Annotated in this window: 9 protein-coding genes, 1 tRNA gene and 1 pseudogene; 4 read left to right on the forward strand and 7 right to left on the reverse strand. The window is 67.3% G+C overall.

What is annotated here, in order from left to right; translation table 11 throughout:
• Positions 1 to 158: 158 nt before the first annotated feature.
• From murB to amaB, 4 genes and pseudogenes are all read right to left on the reverse strand, one after another.
• On the reverse strand, positions 159 to 1,184 hold the full coding sequence (gene murB, locus ACFPK0_RS04810) for a UDP-N-acetylmuramate dehydrogenase (RefSeq protein ID WP_377340258.1): 1,026 nt from the start codon (positions 1,182 to 1,184) through the stop codon (positions 159 to 161).
• 31 nt (positions 1,185 to 1,215) lie between these two features.
• On the reverse strand, positions 1,216 to 2,253 hold the full coding sequence (locus tag ACFPK0_RS04815) for a quinone-dependent dihydroorotate dehydrogenase (RefSeq protein WP_377338785.1): 1,038 nt from the start codon (positions 2,251 to 2,253) through the stop codon (positions 1,216 to 1,218).
• Positions 2,254 to 2,520: 267 nt separating this feature from the next.
• Positions 2,521 to 2,815, reverse strand: a pseudogene (locus ACFPK0_RS04820) (DUF4190 domain-containing protein).
• A 79-nt stretch (positions 2,816 to 2,894) separates the two neighbouring features.
• Positions 2,895 to 4,430, reverse strand: a complete 1,536-nt coding sequence (amaB, locus tag ACFPK0_RS04825) for an L-piperidine-6-carboxylate dehydrogenase (protein ID WP_377338788.1) — start codon at positions 4,428 to 4,430, stop codon at positions 2,895 to 2,897.
• A 112-nt stretch (positions 4,431 to 4,542) separates the two neighbouring features.
• Here amaB and ACFPK0_RS04830 point away from each other — a divergent pair.
• Positions 4,543 to 4,619 (forward strand) — tRNA-Arg (locus ACFPK0_RS04830).
• Between the two features lie 70 nt (positions 4,620 to 4,689).
• Here ACFPK0_RS04830 and ACFPK0_RS04835 read toward each other — a convergent pair.
• The 3 genes from ACFPK0_RS04835 to ACFPK0_RS04845 all read right to left on the reverse strand — a co-directional run bounded on the left by ACFPK0_RS04835 (position 4,690) and on the right by ACFPK0_RS04845 (position 7,325).
• Positions 4,690 to 5,943 carry a polyhydroxyalkanoate depolymerase gene (locus ACFPK0_RS04835; RefSeq protein ID WP_377338790.1) on the reverse strand — a complete coding sequence of 418 codons (1,254 nt, stop codon included), beginning with the start codon at positions 5,941 to 5,943 and terminating at the stop codon, positions 4,690 to 4,692.
• Between the two features lie 91 nt (positions 5,944 to 6,034).
• A complete protein-coding gene (locus tag ACFPK0_RS04840; RefSeq protein ID WP_377338792.1) occupies positions 6,035 to 6,787 on the reverse strand; it encodes a class I SAM-dependent methyltransferase in 753 nt (250 codons plus the stop codon).
• 40 nt (positions 6,788 to 6,827) lie between these two features.
• Complete coding sequence (locus tag ACFPK0_RS04845; protein WP_056083957.1) at positions 6,828 to 7,325, reverse strand: RDD family protein; 498 nt, start codon at positions 7,323 to 7,325, stop codon at positions 6,828 to 6,830.
• 49 nt (positions 7,326 to 7,374) lie between these two features.
• Between ACFPK0_RS04845 and xerD the strand changes: the two genes are divergently transcribed.
• The 3 genes from xerD to purL all read left to right on the forward strand — a co-directional run bounded on the left by xerD (position 7,375) and on the right by purL (position 13,230).
• Positions 7,375 to 8,292: a site-specific tyrosine recombinase XerD gene (xerD, locus tag ACFPK0_RS04850; RefSeq protein WP_377338795.1), complete on the forward strand. Its 918-nt coding sequence runs from the start codon at positions 7,375 to 7,377 to the stop codon at positions 8,290 to 8,292.
• A 97-nt stretch (positions 8,293 to 8,389) separates the two neighbouring features.
• A complete protein-coding gene (locus ACFPK0_RS04855; protein WP_056607379.1) occupies positions 8,390 to 9,181 on the forward strand; it encodes a DsbC family protein in 792 nt (263 codons plus the stop codon).
• 179 nt (positions 9,182 to 9,360) lie between these two features.
• Positions 9,361 to 13,230, forward strand: a complete 3,870-nt coding sequence (purL, locus tag ACFPK0_RS04860; protein WP_377338798.1) for a phosphoribosylformylglycinamidine synthase — start codon at positions 9,361 to 9,363, stop codon at positions 13,228 to 13,230.
• Positions 13,231 to 13,251: the final 21 nt, after the last annotated feature.

Raw genomic sequence — 13,251 nt, forward strand, 5'->3', positions numbered from 1 at the left:
TAGGAGCGACTTCAGTCGCGACGCTTTTCCGGTTTTCGCGCAGCCCCGAAGCTCTCGCTCTGAAGTCACATCCAAGAGCAAAGCGTCGCGGCTGAAGTCGCTCCCACAGGACAGAGGAAGAGTAAAGCATCGCGCGCGGAGCGCGCTTCTACGGGGACTCAGGACCCGATGACGATCGGCTCGGGTTCCAGTTGCACCTCGAACTTCCCGCGCACGCCATCCATCACCTGCTGCGCCAATGCCCACAACTGCGGGCCGGTGGCGTGGCCGTGGTTTACCAGAACCAGCGCATGGCGGTTGGAGATGCCGGCATCGCCTTCGCGCAGGCCCTTGAACCCGCATTGCTCGATCATCCAGGCGGCGGAGAGTTTGCAGCGACCGTCGGCCATCGGCCAGGCGGGCAGGTCGGGGTGGTTGCGTTTCAAGGTGGCGGCGGCGGTGGCGTCAACGATGGGGTTCTTGAAGAAGCTGCCGGCGTTGCCGATCACGGCGGGGTCGGGCAGTTTTTTGGTGCGCAGGTGCACGACGGCTTCGGCGACGTGGAACGGTGCGGGCTTGTCCACGCCCATGCGCGCCAGTTGTTCGTCGATGCCGGCGTAGTCGGTGCGCAGCGGGCGGTTGCGCGGCAGCAGGAAGCGCACGGCGGTGACGATGTAGCGGCCGGGTTCGTGCTTGAACAGCGAGTCGCGGTAGCCGAAGGCGCAGGTGGCGTGATCCAGCGTGACCACGCCGCGCTCGCGGGTGTCCCATGCTTCCACGCTTTCGACGAATTCGGCCACTTCGCAGCCGTAGGCGCCGATGTTCTGGATCGGTGCGGCGCCCACGGTGCCGGGGATAAGGATCAGGTTTTCCAGTCCGGCGTAGCCCTGGCCCAGGGTCCAGCGCACGAAGTCGTCCCAGCGTTCGCCGGCCGCCACGGCGATACGGGCACTGTCGCCGTCGCTTTCCACCTGCACGCCGCGGGTGGCCATGGCCAGCACGGTGCCGTCGAAGTCGCCGGTGAACAGCATGTTGCTGCCTTCGCCCAACACCAGCAGGCGACCGTTGCGCACGGCGGGGAAGTCGAGCAGCTCGGGCAGCTTGCTGGCGTCGTGGATCTCGGCCAGCAGCCGGGCCCGTGCATCGACGCGCAAGGTGTTGCGGTTGGCCAACGGGGCGTTTTCGATCAGCGTGTAGCCGCCCATATCAATCCGCTCCGCTGGCATGCGCTCGTATTCACTCGACATGCGCGGCCCCGCGCTGGCGGCGGATTTCGTCCACACATTCGTTGACCAGCGCTGGCCCACGATAGATCAGCCCCGAATACAGCTGCACCAGCGAGGCGCCGGCGTCGAGCTTCTCGGCCGCGTCACTGCCATCCAGGATGCCACCCACGCCGATCAGCGGAATGCGCCCCTGCAGGCGCTTGTGCATGCCGGCCAGCACAGCGGTGGAGTGCGCGAACAGCGGCTTGCCGGAAAGCCCGCCCGCCTCGTCGCCGTGCGGATCGTCGGCGACGGCGCTGTGGTCGATGGTGGTATTGCCGCAGATCACGCCGTCGATGCCGGTGTGCAGCAGCACCTCGGCCACGGCGTCCTGCTCGGCCTCGTTCAGGTCGGGCGCGATCTTCAGCAGCATCGGTTTGCGCTGGCCGTGCTGGGCGCCCAGGCGCTCCTGCGCCTCGCGCAATACCGAGATGAAGCGCCGCAGCGTGGCCTCCTGCTGAAGGTCGCGCAGGCCTTGCGTGTTGGGCGAGGAGATATTGATGGTGATGTAGCTGGCGTGCTCGTACACGCGGGTGAGGCAGAACAGGTAATCGCTGGCGGCTTTCTCGTTCGGCGTGTCCTTGTTCTTGCCGATGTTGATGCCGAGCACGCCGTGGTAGCTCGATGCGCGGACGTTGCGCACCAGCGCATCGACGCCCTCGTTGTTGAAGCCCATGCGGTTGATGATCGCCTCGTGCCGCGGCAGCCGGAACATGCGCGGTTTTTCATTGCCCGACTGCGGCCGCGGCGTCACCGTGCCCACCTCGATGAAACCGAAACCCAGGGTGTTCAGCGCATCCAGATGCTCGGCGTTCTTGTCCAGCCCCGCGGCCAGGCCGACCGGGTTGGGGAAACTGATGCCGAACGCGGTGGTCGGCAGGTCGGCCGGCGGCTTGGTGATCCACTGCGCGAGGTTGCTGCGCTGGGCCACGCCCAGGGCATACAAGGTGGCGCGATGCGCGGTTTCGGCATCCAGCTTGAACAGCAGCGGGCGCAGGTAGTCGTACATGTGTCGAACCGGTTGTCCGCGAAGTGCGGGAGTCGTCGCGCCAGTTTATCGCGCTCGGGAGCGGGGGCGGCAGAAACGCGAGGGGCTGCGGCTTTGCGCTTTTGGCCGGGTTTTCCGCTCCTTCTCGTCAGATAGCTACGGCTATCTTCCTCAAACGATCGAAAAACCCGACACAAAAGCGCTTCGCCTCGCTCCCTTGGTTTCTACCGCCCCGCTCCTGGCCGGTCGGTCAGCCGTTCAATATCTGCGCAGCCGATGCCGTGGCCGCTACCAGGTCATCCAGCCCAGGCCGGTGAAGAGCATGGCGAGGATGAAGACGACCACCGCCACGCCGGACAGCACTTGCACGTAGCCCAGCACCAGGCCCGCGATGGCCAGGCCATCGCCTTCGATCGGGGCGTCCACGCTGGCGCGGCGGATGTCCGCGCGCCATGTGCCCGCAGACGATCGCCACCAGGGCTCCCACGAACGGCAACACGCACCACGCCAGGATGCCGAAGATCAGGCTCACGATCGCCAGCGTGCTGTTTGTGGCGGGGCGGTGGGACGGTTGGTAGCTCATCGATCGCGCACTCTTGTGGGATACAACGCGGTCTCGCGTGGCGCCGGCCGCGGCGGGTGCCGCGGCCAGGTCGCCTGCGTCAGAACTCGAACTTGATGCCCTGCGCCAGCGGCAGCGCGTCCGAATAGTTGATGGTGTTGGTCTGGCGGCGCATGTAGACCTTCCACGCGTCCGAACCCGACTCGCGCCCGCCGCCGGTGTCCTTCTCGCCGCCGAACGCGCCGCCGATTTCCGCGCCGCTGGTGCCGATGTTGACGTTGGCGATGCCGCAATCGGAGCCGGCCGCCGACAGGTACTGCTCGGCCGCTTTCAGGTTCTGCGTGAAGATCGCCGCGGACAAACCTTGCGGCACGCTGTTCTGCAGCTCGATCGCCTCGTCCAGCGTCTTGAACGGCATCACGTAGAGGATCGGCGCGAACGTTTCAGTCTGCACCACCTCATCGTCATTCTTCAGCCCGGTGATGATCGTGGGCAGCACGAAGTTACCCTTGCGATCCGTGAGCGCCTTGCCGCCGCTGCGCACGTTGCCGCCCGCCGCCTTGGCCTTCTCGATCGCCGCCAGATACGCCTGTACCGCGTCCGGGCTGTTGAGCGGGCCCATCAGGGTGGTGGCCAGCGTGGGATCGCCGATCTTGCCTTCGACCTGGCTGTACGCCTTGACCAGCGTGTCGACCACGGTGTCGTGGATCGACTCGTGCACGAACAGCCGGCGGGTGCTGGTGCAGCGCTGGCCGGCGGTGCCCACCGCGCCGAACACGATCGCGGGGATCGCCAGCTTCAGCTCGGCGCTCTCGTCCAGGATGATGGCGTTGTTGCCGCCCAGCTCCAGCAGCGAACGGCCCATGCGCTTGGCCACGCGCTCGCCGACCATGCGGCCGACCTTGGTGGAACCGGTGAAGCTGATCAGCGGGATGCGCTTGTCATCCACGAACTTCTGCGCCAACTCGCTGCCGGCATCGTTGAACAGGAAGAACAGGTCCGGGAAGCCGCCGTCCTTCAGCGCCTCGTTGCAGATCCTGATCGTGGCGATCGCCGACAGCGGTGTCTTCGGCGACGGCTTCCAGATGCAGATGTCGCCGGCGATGGTCGCCAGCATCGCATTCCACGCCCACACCGCGACGGGGAAGTTGAACGCGCTGATGATGCCGACCAGGCCCAGTGGATGGTACTGGTCGTACATGCGGTGGCCGGGGCGCTCCGAATGCATGGTGTAGCCGTAAAGCATGCGGCTCTGGCCCACGGCGAAGTCCGCGATGTCGATCATCTCCTGCACTTCGCCATCGCCCTCGGGCTTGATCTTGCCCATCTCTAGCGCCACCAGCGAACCCAGCGCGTCCTTGTGCTTGCGCAACGCCTCACCGCACAGGCGCACCGCTTCGCCGCGCTGCGGCGCGGGCGTGGTGCGCCAGATCTTGAACGCGGCCTGGGCACGCGCGATCAGCTTTTCGTAATCGGCCGCGCTGGTGGCGGGCACGCTGGCGATCACTTCACCGGTGGCCGGGTTGGTGGGCTGCAGCGTGCCGGCGTCGGTCGTGGCCGACCATTCGCCCTGGCCCAGGTAGGTGCCGGACAAGGTCTGGTCGAGGCCGAGCGACTTCAGGATCGCATGGGACATGAGCGTCTCCATTGAATGGTTTAAAAAGAAACCATTCTAGCAGGTGGTCATTTACCGAGCCTCTCGCTGGCGTTCTTCGCGCCCCGGCGAATCCATGCGAAAATTGCCGTTCGCCCTCGTAGCTCAGCTGGATAGAGCGGCCCCCTCCTAAGGGGCAGGTCGGACGTTCGAATCGTCTCGGGGGCACCAGGCATGCAAAAACGACAAAGGCCGGCAACTTGCCGGCCTTTGTCGTTCGTGGTGTCACCGCGTAACTGGCTTACTTCATCGCGCGGTCGAACTTGCGGATGAAGTCGCGCACCTGCGGATACACCTTCTCGCGCCAGCGCCGGCCGCTGAAGATGCCGTAGTGGCCGGCGCCCTCGATCACCTTGTGCGCGCGGCGTTTCGCGGGAATGCCGCTGCACAGGTCGTGTGCCGCCTGGGTCTGGCCCAGGCCGGAGATGTCGTCCAGCTCGCCTTCCACGGTGAGCAGCGCGCTCTTCGTGATCGCGGCGGGATTCACCCGTTCGCCGGCCACATCCCACAGGCCGCGCGGCAGCAGGAACTGCTGGAAGACGGTGGCAATGGTGTCCAGGTAGAACGCGGCCGGCATGTCCAGCACGGCGTTGTATTCGTCGTAGAACTTGCGGTGCGAGGCAGCGTCTTCCTGATCGCCGCGCAGCAGGTTCTGGTAGTAGTCCCAGTGCGAGCTGAGGTGCCGGCTGGGGTTCATCGCGATGAAGCCGGCGTGCTGCAGGAAGCCCGGGTAGACCTCGCGGCCGTGGCCGGGATAGTTCGGCGGCACGGTCTGCACCACATTGTTCTTGAACCACGACAGCGGCTGCGTGGTGGCCAGGTTGTTGACGCCGGTGGGGCTGCGGCGGGGGTCGATCGGGCCGCCCATCATGGTGAGGCTGAGCGGGGTGTGCTCACCGCGCGCGGCCATCAGAGACACCGCTGCCAGCACCGGCACGGTGGGCTGGCACACCGAGATCACGTGCAGCTCGCGCGCGCCGATATGGCGGATGAACTCCTCGATATACGCCACGTAATCGTCGAGCCCGAAGGTGCCGGCTTCGGCGGGCACCATGCGCGCGTCGACCCAGTCGGTGATGTAGACCTTGTGCTCGCGCAGCAGCGTGCGCACGGTGTCGCGCAGCAGCGTGGCGTGATGGCCGGACAGCGGCGCGACGACCAGCACCACCGGGTCGGCCTTCATTTTCTCGATGGTGGCCGGGTCGTCGCTGAAACGCTTGAAGCGCTTCAGCTGGCAAAACGGCTTGTCCAGCGCCACGCGTTCGATCACCGCGATCTCGTGCTCGTGCGCCAGCGCGCTGTGGATGCCGAATTCCGGCTTCTCGTAATCCTTGCCCAGCCGGTGGATCAGCTCGAAACCCGCCGCCATCCGCTGCACGCCCGGCCATTGCGACAGCGGGCTGGCATGGTCATTGAGCATGCGCGCGTTGGCCTGCGCGAAGTAGCTCAACGGGCCGAGAAACGAGCGTTGCCATTCGTGGATTTGATAAAGCATGGGGCGGGTGTGCCTGCGACGAAAGGCGCCATCTTAGCCCTTTTGAGCGCCGGGTGTTGCGTCGCCGCAAAAGCGGCGGTGGCCTGCCTAATCAATCACTTGGCGAGAAACGGCAGCGCAGCAGCAGCTCATCCACGCCCTCGGTGTCGCCCATGCCGTCGCGCCATTGCAGCGGCTTCTGGAAGCGCACGCCCAGCGGCATGAACACGCGGTTGTACCACCACATCGCGCGCTGGCGCCGGTGCACCAGAAACCACTGGCCCAGTTCCAGCAGGCGCGAGGATTTGGGTTGCATGCCGTACACGGCGCTCTGCTCGATGGTGAAGCCGTGCTGCGCCAGCAGCGTCATGATCCGGTCCGGCTCGTAGCGGCGGCAATGGCCCACGAATTCGTCGAACGCCGTCCACGCGTGCTGGTGCAACGGCACCGAAAGCAGCACTGTGGCGCCGGGCGCGGCCACGCGTGCCAGTTCGCGCAGCGCGCCTTCGTCGTCGGCCACGTGTTCCAGGATGTCCAGCGCGCACACCAGGTCGAAGCTGGCATTGGCGCAGGGCAGCGCCCCGATCATGCCGTGGGCGGCATTCGCGCCGCGCGCACGCAACTGGCGCAGGGCGGCGTGGCTGAGGTCGATGAAACAGGTGTCTTCCAGCGGCAGGCGCGGGCGCAGGCCCGGGGCTACCTCCAGCCGGCGCGGCGCGGCGGCGACCAGTTCGCGCACCAGTGGCCAGGTGTTGAAGCGTTGCGGTTCCATCAGATGCGCGTCGGCCCACAGCGATTCATAGAAGCCGCGGTTGGCACGAATGAGGTCATCGTTGCTGCGGCTGTCGCGTGCGGGGCTTGGCATGGGCGGTTGGGGTCCTGCGCGGGCGGGGCGACGGTGGGAATCAGGGTGGTGAACGGATTTCGGTGCCGGCAACGATATCGTGCACGGCGCGGCGGCGCGGATCGATCAATGCCGGTATGTACCAGACGACCCACGCCACCAGCACGGCCCACAGCGCCAGTCGAAGTCCGACCCAGTGGGTGAGGCCCAGCAAAAACCACGGTGCGGCGGCGACACCCAGGCGAATCAGCGATTGCGGCCACGAGGGCGTGTCGCCAGCGGCGGTGGTCAGGCGGATGCGCCACGGTCGCATGCCGATGGTTTGCCCACCGCGCCGCCACGACGCCACGAAATACCCGCCCACGCAGGCCGCCTCGAACAACGGAAACCACCAGGCACGCAGGTGCTGCTGCTCGTCCAGCAGGCGGCCGCCGGTGACCAGCAGGCCCAGCATGTTCGCCACCATCATGATCGCCAGCACGATCAGCAGGTCGTACACCAGCGCCGTCAATCGGCGCCACAGCGGGCAGGGCGGGGCGGTGGGAAAGGTGCTGGACATCAGTGTGGATCGCTTGCGTGTTGCGCGCGCAATGGCCAGCATCGAGCGCATGACGAAGGAAGAAAACCCGGCCAGTATCGCCGAAGCCGACCGCGCGGGCATTGCCGCGTTTCTCGAACGGCTATGGTCGGAGGACGGCCTGGCGGATCGTACGCTGGAAGCGTATCGCCGCGACCTGCAGGCGCTGGCCGCGTGGCTGGCCGGGCGCGGGCGGCAGTTGCGCACGGCGCGGCGCGAGGATATTTCCGCCTACCACGCGGCCTGCGCGGGGGCGATCCGTTCGATGGCGCGGCGGCAATCCACGTTTCGCCGCTATTACGCGGCCATCGCCCGCGACGAGCCCTCGTTCGTCGACCCCACCGCCCTGATCGAGCGGCCGCGCCTGCCGCGCAGCCTGCCCAAGGCGCTGGCCGAGCGCGAGATCGAAAGCCTGCTGGCCGCGCCCGATTCCGGCAGCACCCTGGGCCTGCGCGACCGCGCCATGCTGGAACTGATGTACGCCTGCGGCCTGCGCGTGTCGGAGCTGGTCGAGCTGCCGCTGGCCGGGTTCAACGCGCGCCAGGGTGTGCTGCGGGTTACCGGCAAGGGCGGCAAGGATCGGCTGGTGCCGGTGGGCGAGGTGGCGCTGGAGCACCTCGGCAACTATCTGGCCGACGCACGCCCGCAACTGGCCGGCGCCCGCCAGCCGCCGGCACTGTTCCTCAGCCAGCGCGGCAGCGGCATGACGCGTCAGATGTTCTGGTTGCTGGTGAAGCGCTATGCGGTGCAGGTGGGCATCAACCCGAAGCGCATATCGCCGCATGTGCTGCGCCATTCGTTCGCCACCCACCTGCTCAACCATGGTGCCGACCTGCGTGCGCTGCAGATGCTGCTGGGCCACAGCTCGCTCAGCACCACCCAGATCTACACCCTGGTGGCGAAGGAAGGCCTGAAGCGGCTGCACGCGCAGCACCACCCGCGCGGATGATCGTGCGCGGATCGAGTTGATGTGGATCAGGCCGGTTCAGCGGACTATGCGAGAATCGCCTGTCATGCCCGGCCAAGCCGGATCGAACGAGGTCGTGATGTCGAAGAAATGGCTGCTGGCGACGTGCGCCGGCCTGATGGTCGCCAGCGCAATGCTCGCCAGCGCGACAGCGATGGGTGCTGCGAGTGCGGTCGAGCCGGCTCCCCTGAAGGTCACTCCCGCCGTCAACACCATGGTGCGGAACGCGCTCAAAACGCTGGCGCCCGGCGTGCAGGTGGATGCGGTGGAGCCGGCGGCGCTGCCGGGCTTCTATCAGGTGATCGCCTCGGGCCAGCTGATGTACCTCAGCAGCGACGGTCGCTACCTGCTCAACGGCGACCTGATCGACCTGACGCAGAAGAAGAACGTGAGCAACGCGGCGTGGGCCCGCTTCCGCAAGGCGGAACTGGCCAAGGTGCCCGCCTCGCAGCGCATCGTGTTCGCGCCGGCGAACCCGAAATACACCGTCACCGTGTTCACCGATATCAACTGTGGCTATTGTCGCGCGCTGCATGAGCACATCGCCGCCTTCAACAAGGCCGGCATCGCGGTGGAATACCTGGCCTGGCCGCGTGAAGGTGTCGCCAGCACCTCGGGCAAACCCACCGCGACCTATAGCGAAATGGCGTCGATCTGGTGCGCGGCCGATCGCAAGGCGGCCTTCAGCGCCGCCATCGCAGGCAAGGCGCCGGCCGCGGCCACCTGCACCAACCCGGTGGCGGACCAGTTCGACCTAGGCATGAAACTGGGCGTCAGCGGCACGCCCACCATCGTCGCGCCTGACGGCCGCACGCTGGGCGGTTATGTGACCCCCGAGCAAATGCTGATCGCGCTGCAGAAAGGCAGCTGAGCTGGCTGTTCTGTAGGAGCGGCTTCAGCCGCGACCCGCCTCCCCGCACAGGCCGGTCGCGGCTGAAGCCGCTCCTACAGGTAATGCCGGGTTTCTGCCGCAGGATGCCCCATCAGCAGACCTCGGGCGGGCAGGTCGGTTAGAATGGGCGTTTCCCCTCGCATAGCGCCGTTCCCCGCATGATCGCACTCGACGGGCAGAGCGCCCTCTCGCCGTTCCGCCTCGAACGCCTCAACGCCCGCCTGGATGCCCTGCATCACGGTGTGCGCGTGCAGGCGTCGTGGTTTGTCTATTTCATCGACGCCGATGCCGCGCCCGAAGGCGTGCTGCGCCAGCGGTTGCTGGCCGTGCTGGAAGCGAAGGATGCCGCGCCGGAGCCGGCCACGCTGTGGGTGGTGCCGCGACTGGGCACGATTTCGCCGTGGTCGAGCAAGGCCACCGACATCCTGCATGGTGCCGGTTTCGGCGCCGACGTGCGGCGGGTGGAGCGTGGCATGGCGTGGCGCATGGCCGGCCTGCCGGACGCCGGCACGCCTGCCCACGAAGCGGTGATGGCGCTGCTGCACGATGCGATGACGCAATCGGTGTTGAGCCGTATCGAAGACGCACACAGCCTGTTCCTGGGTGGCGCGCCGGGCGATCTGCAATACATCGCGCTGGGCGATGACGCGCGCGGCGCGCTGGCCGAGGCCAACAAGCGGCTGGGCCTGGCGCTGGCCGACGACGAGATCGACTACCTGGCCGACCGTTACGCCGAGTTGGGCCGCGACCCCACCGACGCCGAACTTTTCATGTTCGCCCAGGCCAACTCCGAGCACTGCCGGCACAAGGTGTTCAACGCCAGCTGGACGGTGGATGGCGAGGCGCAGGACAAGACCCTGTTCGGCATGATCAAGCACACCCACCAGCGCTCGCCGGCGTATACGCTGTCTGCGTATTCGGACAACGCGGCGGTGATCGAGGGCAGCAACGGCAAGCGCTTCTTCACCGACCCGGATGATGGCGTGTGGCGCGGCATCGAGGAGCGCATCGACTTCGCGATCAAGGTGGAAACGCACAACCACCCCACCGCGATCGCGCCCTGGCCCGGCGCGGCCACTGGCGCGGGCGGCGAGATCCGCGACGAAGGCGCCACCGGTCGCGGCGGCAAGCCAAAGGCCGGTCTCACCGGTTTCTCGGTTTCCGACCTGCGCATTCCTGGCCACCCGCAACCGTGGGAAGTGGAGCGCCCGCTGCCGCCGCGGATGGCCAGCGCGTTCGAGATCATGCGCGACGGCCCGCTGGGCGCGGCCGCGTTCAACAACGAATTCGGCCGCCCCTGCCTGGGCGGCTATTTCCGCAGCTACGAGCACGAGACCGGCGAAGCCGGCCTGCGCCGCGGCTACGACAAGCCGATCATGCTGGCCGGCGGTCTGGCCAACCTGCGCGCGGGCCACGTGCTGAAGCATCCGGTGCAGCCGGGCAACAAGGTGATCGTGCTGGGCGGCCCGGCGATGCTGATCGGCCTGGGCGGCGGTGCTGCCTCGTCGGTGGCCGGCGGCGCGTCCAGCGCGGAGCTGGACTTCGCCTCGGTGCAACGCGACAACCCCGAAATGGAACGGCGCTGCCAGGAAGTGATCGACGCCTGCTGCGCGCTGGGCGAGGCCAACCCCATCGTCAGCGTGCATGACGTGGGCGCGGGCGGCCTGTCCAACGCCATCCCGGAATTGCTCAACGACGCCGACGTGGGCGGCGTGATCGACCTGTCGAAAATCCCCTGCGACGATCCTTCGCTGTCGCCGATGCAGGTGTGGAGCAACGAGTCGCAGGAACGCTACGTGCTGGCCATCGCGCCGGAAAATCTGGCCCAATTCGAAGCCATGTGCGTGCGCGAGCGTTGCCCGTATGCCGTCGTGGGCGACGCCACCGCCGAACGCCAACTGGTGCTGACCGATCCGCGCCGCGAGCTGACCGTGATCGACCTGCCGATGGACGTGCTGTTTGGCAAGCCGCCGCGCATGCATCGCGACGCCACCCGCATCAAGCCGCGCGTGGACCTGGTGCCCGACCTCACCGGCATCGGCATGGACGAGGCGCTGCTGCGCGTGCTGCGGTTGCCCGGCGTGGGCAGCAAGAGCTTCCTGATCACCATCGGCGACCGCACCGTGGGCGGCCTCAATGCGCGCGACCCGATGGTCGGCCCGTGGCAGGTGCCGGTCGCCGATTGCGCGGTGACCATCGCCGATTTCGACGGTTACGCGGGCGAGGCGATGGCGATGGCCGAACGCGCGCCGGTGGCCTTGCTCAGCAGCGCCGATGCGGCGCGGCTGGCGGTGGGCGAGGCGATCACCAACCTGGCCGCCGCACCGATCGCCTCACTCGGCGAGATCCGGCTGTCGGCCAACTGGATGGCCGCGGTCAACCATCCGGGCGAGGACGCCGCGTTGTTCGATGCGGTGCACGCGGTGGGCATGGAGCTGTGCCCCGAACTCGATATTTCCATCCCCGTCGGCAAGGACTCGCTGTCGATGCAGACGGTGTGGCAGGACGGTGGCACGCCACAGCGCACGGTGTCGCCGGTGTCGCTGGTGATCACCGGCTTCGCCCGCGTGGGCGACGTGCGCCGCACGCTGACCCCGCAACTGAAGCTCGATCGCGGCCACTCGTCCCTGTGGCTGGTCGATCTGGGCGCCGGCCGCGACCGCCTGGGCGGCTCCGCGCTGACCCAGGTATTCAACCGCGGCGGCGGCGTGCCGCCGGATCTCGATGACGCGAAGCGGCTGCGCGCGCTGTTCGAACTGGTGCAGGAGGCGAATGCCAACGGCCTGTTACTGGCCTATCACGACCGCTCCGACGGCGGCGTCATCGTCACCTTGCTGGAGATGGCCTTCGCCGGCCATTGCGGCCTGGAAATCCATCTGGACGGCTGGGCCGAAGCGGCCATGCGCGCGCTGTTCAACGAGGAACTGGGCGCCGTGTTGCAGGTGGCGGATGCCAACCGCGAGGCGTTCGAGAGCCTGCTGGTGAAATACGACCTCGCCGGTTGCAGCCACCGGATTGGACGTCCAAAAGAAAAGCTGGGCATCAAGCTGTTCAACGGCAGCGACACCTTGTTCAAGTGGAACTGGAGCACGCTGTACGCGGCCTGGAACGAAACCAGCCACGCCATGCAGCGCCTGCGCGACAACCCGCTCAGCGCCGACGCCGAGCTGGAATGGCGGCTGGACGATGCCGACCCGGGCATCTCGCCAAAGCTCACGTTCGACCCGACGCAGGACGTTGCCGCCGCGCTCATCGCCAAGGGCCAGCGGCCGCGCATCGCGATACTGCGCGAGCAGGGCGTCAACGGCCAGGTGGAGATGGCCGCGGCGTTCACCCGCGCCGGCTTCGACGCGGTGGACGTGCACATGTCGGATCTCGCCAGCGGCCGCGTGAAGCTGGCCGACTTCCGCGGTTTCGCGGCGTGCGGCGGGTTCTCCTACGGCGACGTGCTTGGCGCGGGCCGCGGCTGGGCCACTTCGATCCTCTACAACGACGACTTGCGCGAGCAGTTCACCGCGTTCTTCGCCGACGAGACGAAGTTCGCGCTGGGCGTGTGCAACGGCTGCCAGATGCTGTCGCAGCTGAAGGAAATCATTCCCGGCGCGCAGCACTGGCCGAAGTTCCTGCGCAACGCGTCGGAGCAGTACGAATCGCGCGTGGCCACGCTGGAAATCCTCGATTCGCCCAGCCTGTTCTTCAAGGGCATGACTGGCTCGCGGATTCCGGTGGCGGTGGCGCACGGCGAGGGCCGGGTCAGTTTTCCGCAGGTATGCAGCCCGTCCAAGTCGCACGGCGCGGTGCGCTTCGTCGACAACCGCGGCAAGCCCACCGAGAACTTCCCGCTCAACACCAACGGCTCGCCCGGCGGCCTGGCCGGCTTCACCGCCGCCGATGGCCGCGTGACCATCCTGATGCCGCATCCGGAGCGCGTGTTCCGCAGTGTGCAATTGAGCTGGCATCCGGAAAACTGGGGTGAGGATTCGCCGTGGATGCGCATGTTCCGCAACGCCCGCGTGTGGTGCGACTGATCGTTCCACCGCCCACAGAAC

Origin of the sequence: Rhodanobacter ginsenosidimutans, assembly GCF_042655685.1 — a bacterium.
Taxonomy (GTDB): Bacteria; Pseudomonadota; Gammaproteobacteria; order Xanthomonadales; family Rhodanobacteraceae; genus Rhodanobacter; species Rhodanobacter ginsenosidimutans.

Bases quoted from the DNA above. Each gene is read 5' to 3' on its own strand.
- murB (WP_377340258.1), bottom strand. From the start codon at position 1,184: ATGGGCGGCTACACGCTGATCGAAAACGCCCCGTTGGCCAACCGCAAC.
- purL (WP_377338798.1), top strand. From the start codon at position 9,361: ATGATCGCACTCGACGGGCAGAGCGCCCTCTCGCCGTTCCGCCTCGAA.
- xerD (WP_377338795.1), top strand. From the start codon at position 7,375: ATGACGAAGGAAGAAAACCCGGCCAGTATCGCCGAAGCCGACCGCGCG.
- ACFPK0_RS04840 (WP_377338792.1), bottom strand. From the start codon at position 6,787: ATGCCAAGCCCCGCACGCGACAGCCGCAGCAACGATGACCTCATTCGT.
- ACFPK0_RS04815 (WP_377338785.1), bottom strand. From the start codon at position 2,253: ATGTACGACTACCTGCGCCCGCTGCTGTTCAAGCTGGATGCCGAAACC.
- ACFPK0_RS04845 (WP_056083957.1), bottom strand. From the start codon at position 7,325: ATGTCCAGCACCTTTCCCACCGCCCCGCCCTGCCCGCTGTGGCGCCGA.
- ACFPK0_RS04835 (WP_377338790.1), bottom strand. From the start codon at position 5,943: ATGCTTTATCAAATCCACGAATGGCAACGCTCGTTTCTCGGCCCGTTG.
- ACFPK0_RS04855 (WP_056607379.1), top strand. From the start codon at position 8,390: ATGTCGAAGAAATGGCTGCTGGCGACGTGCGCCGGCCTGATGGTCGCC.
- amaB (WP_377338788.1), bottom strand. From the start codon at position 4,430: ATGTCCCATGCGATCCTGAAGTCGCTCGGCCTCGACCAGACCTTGTCC.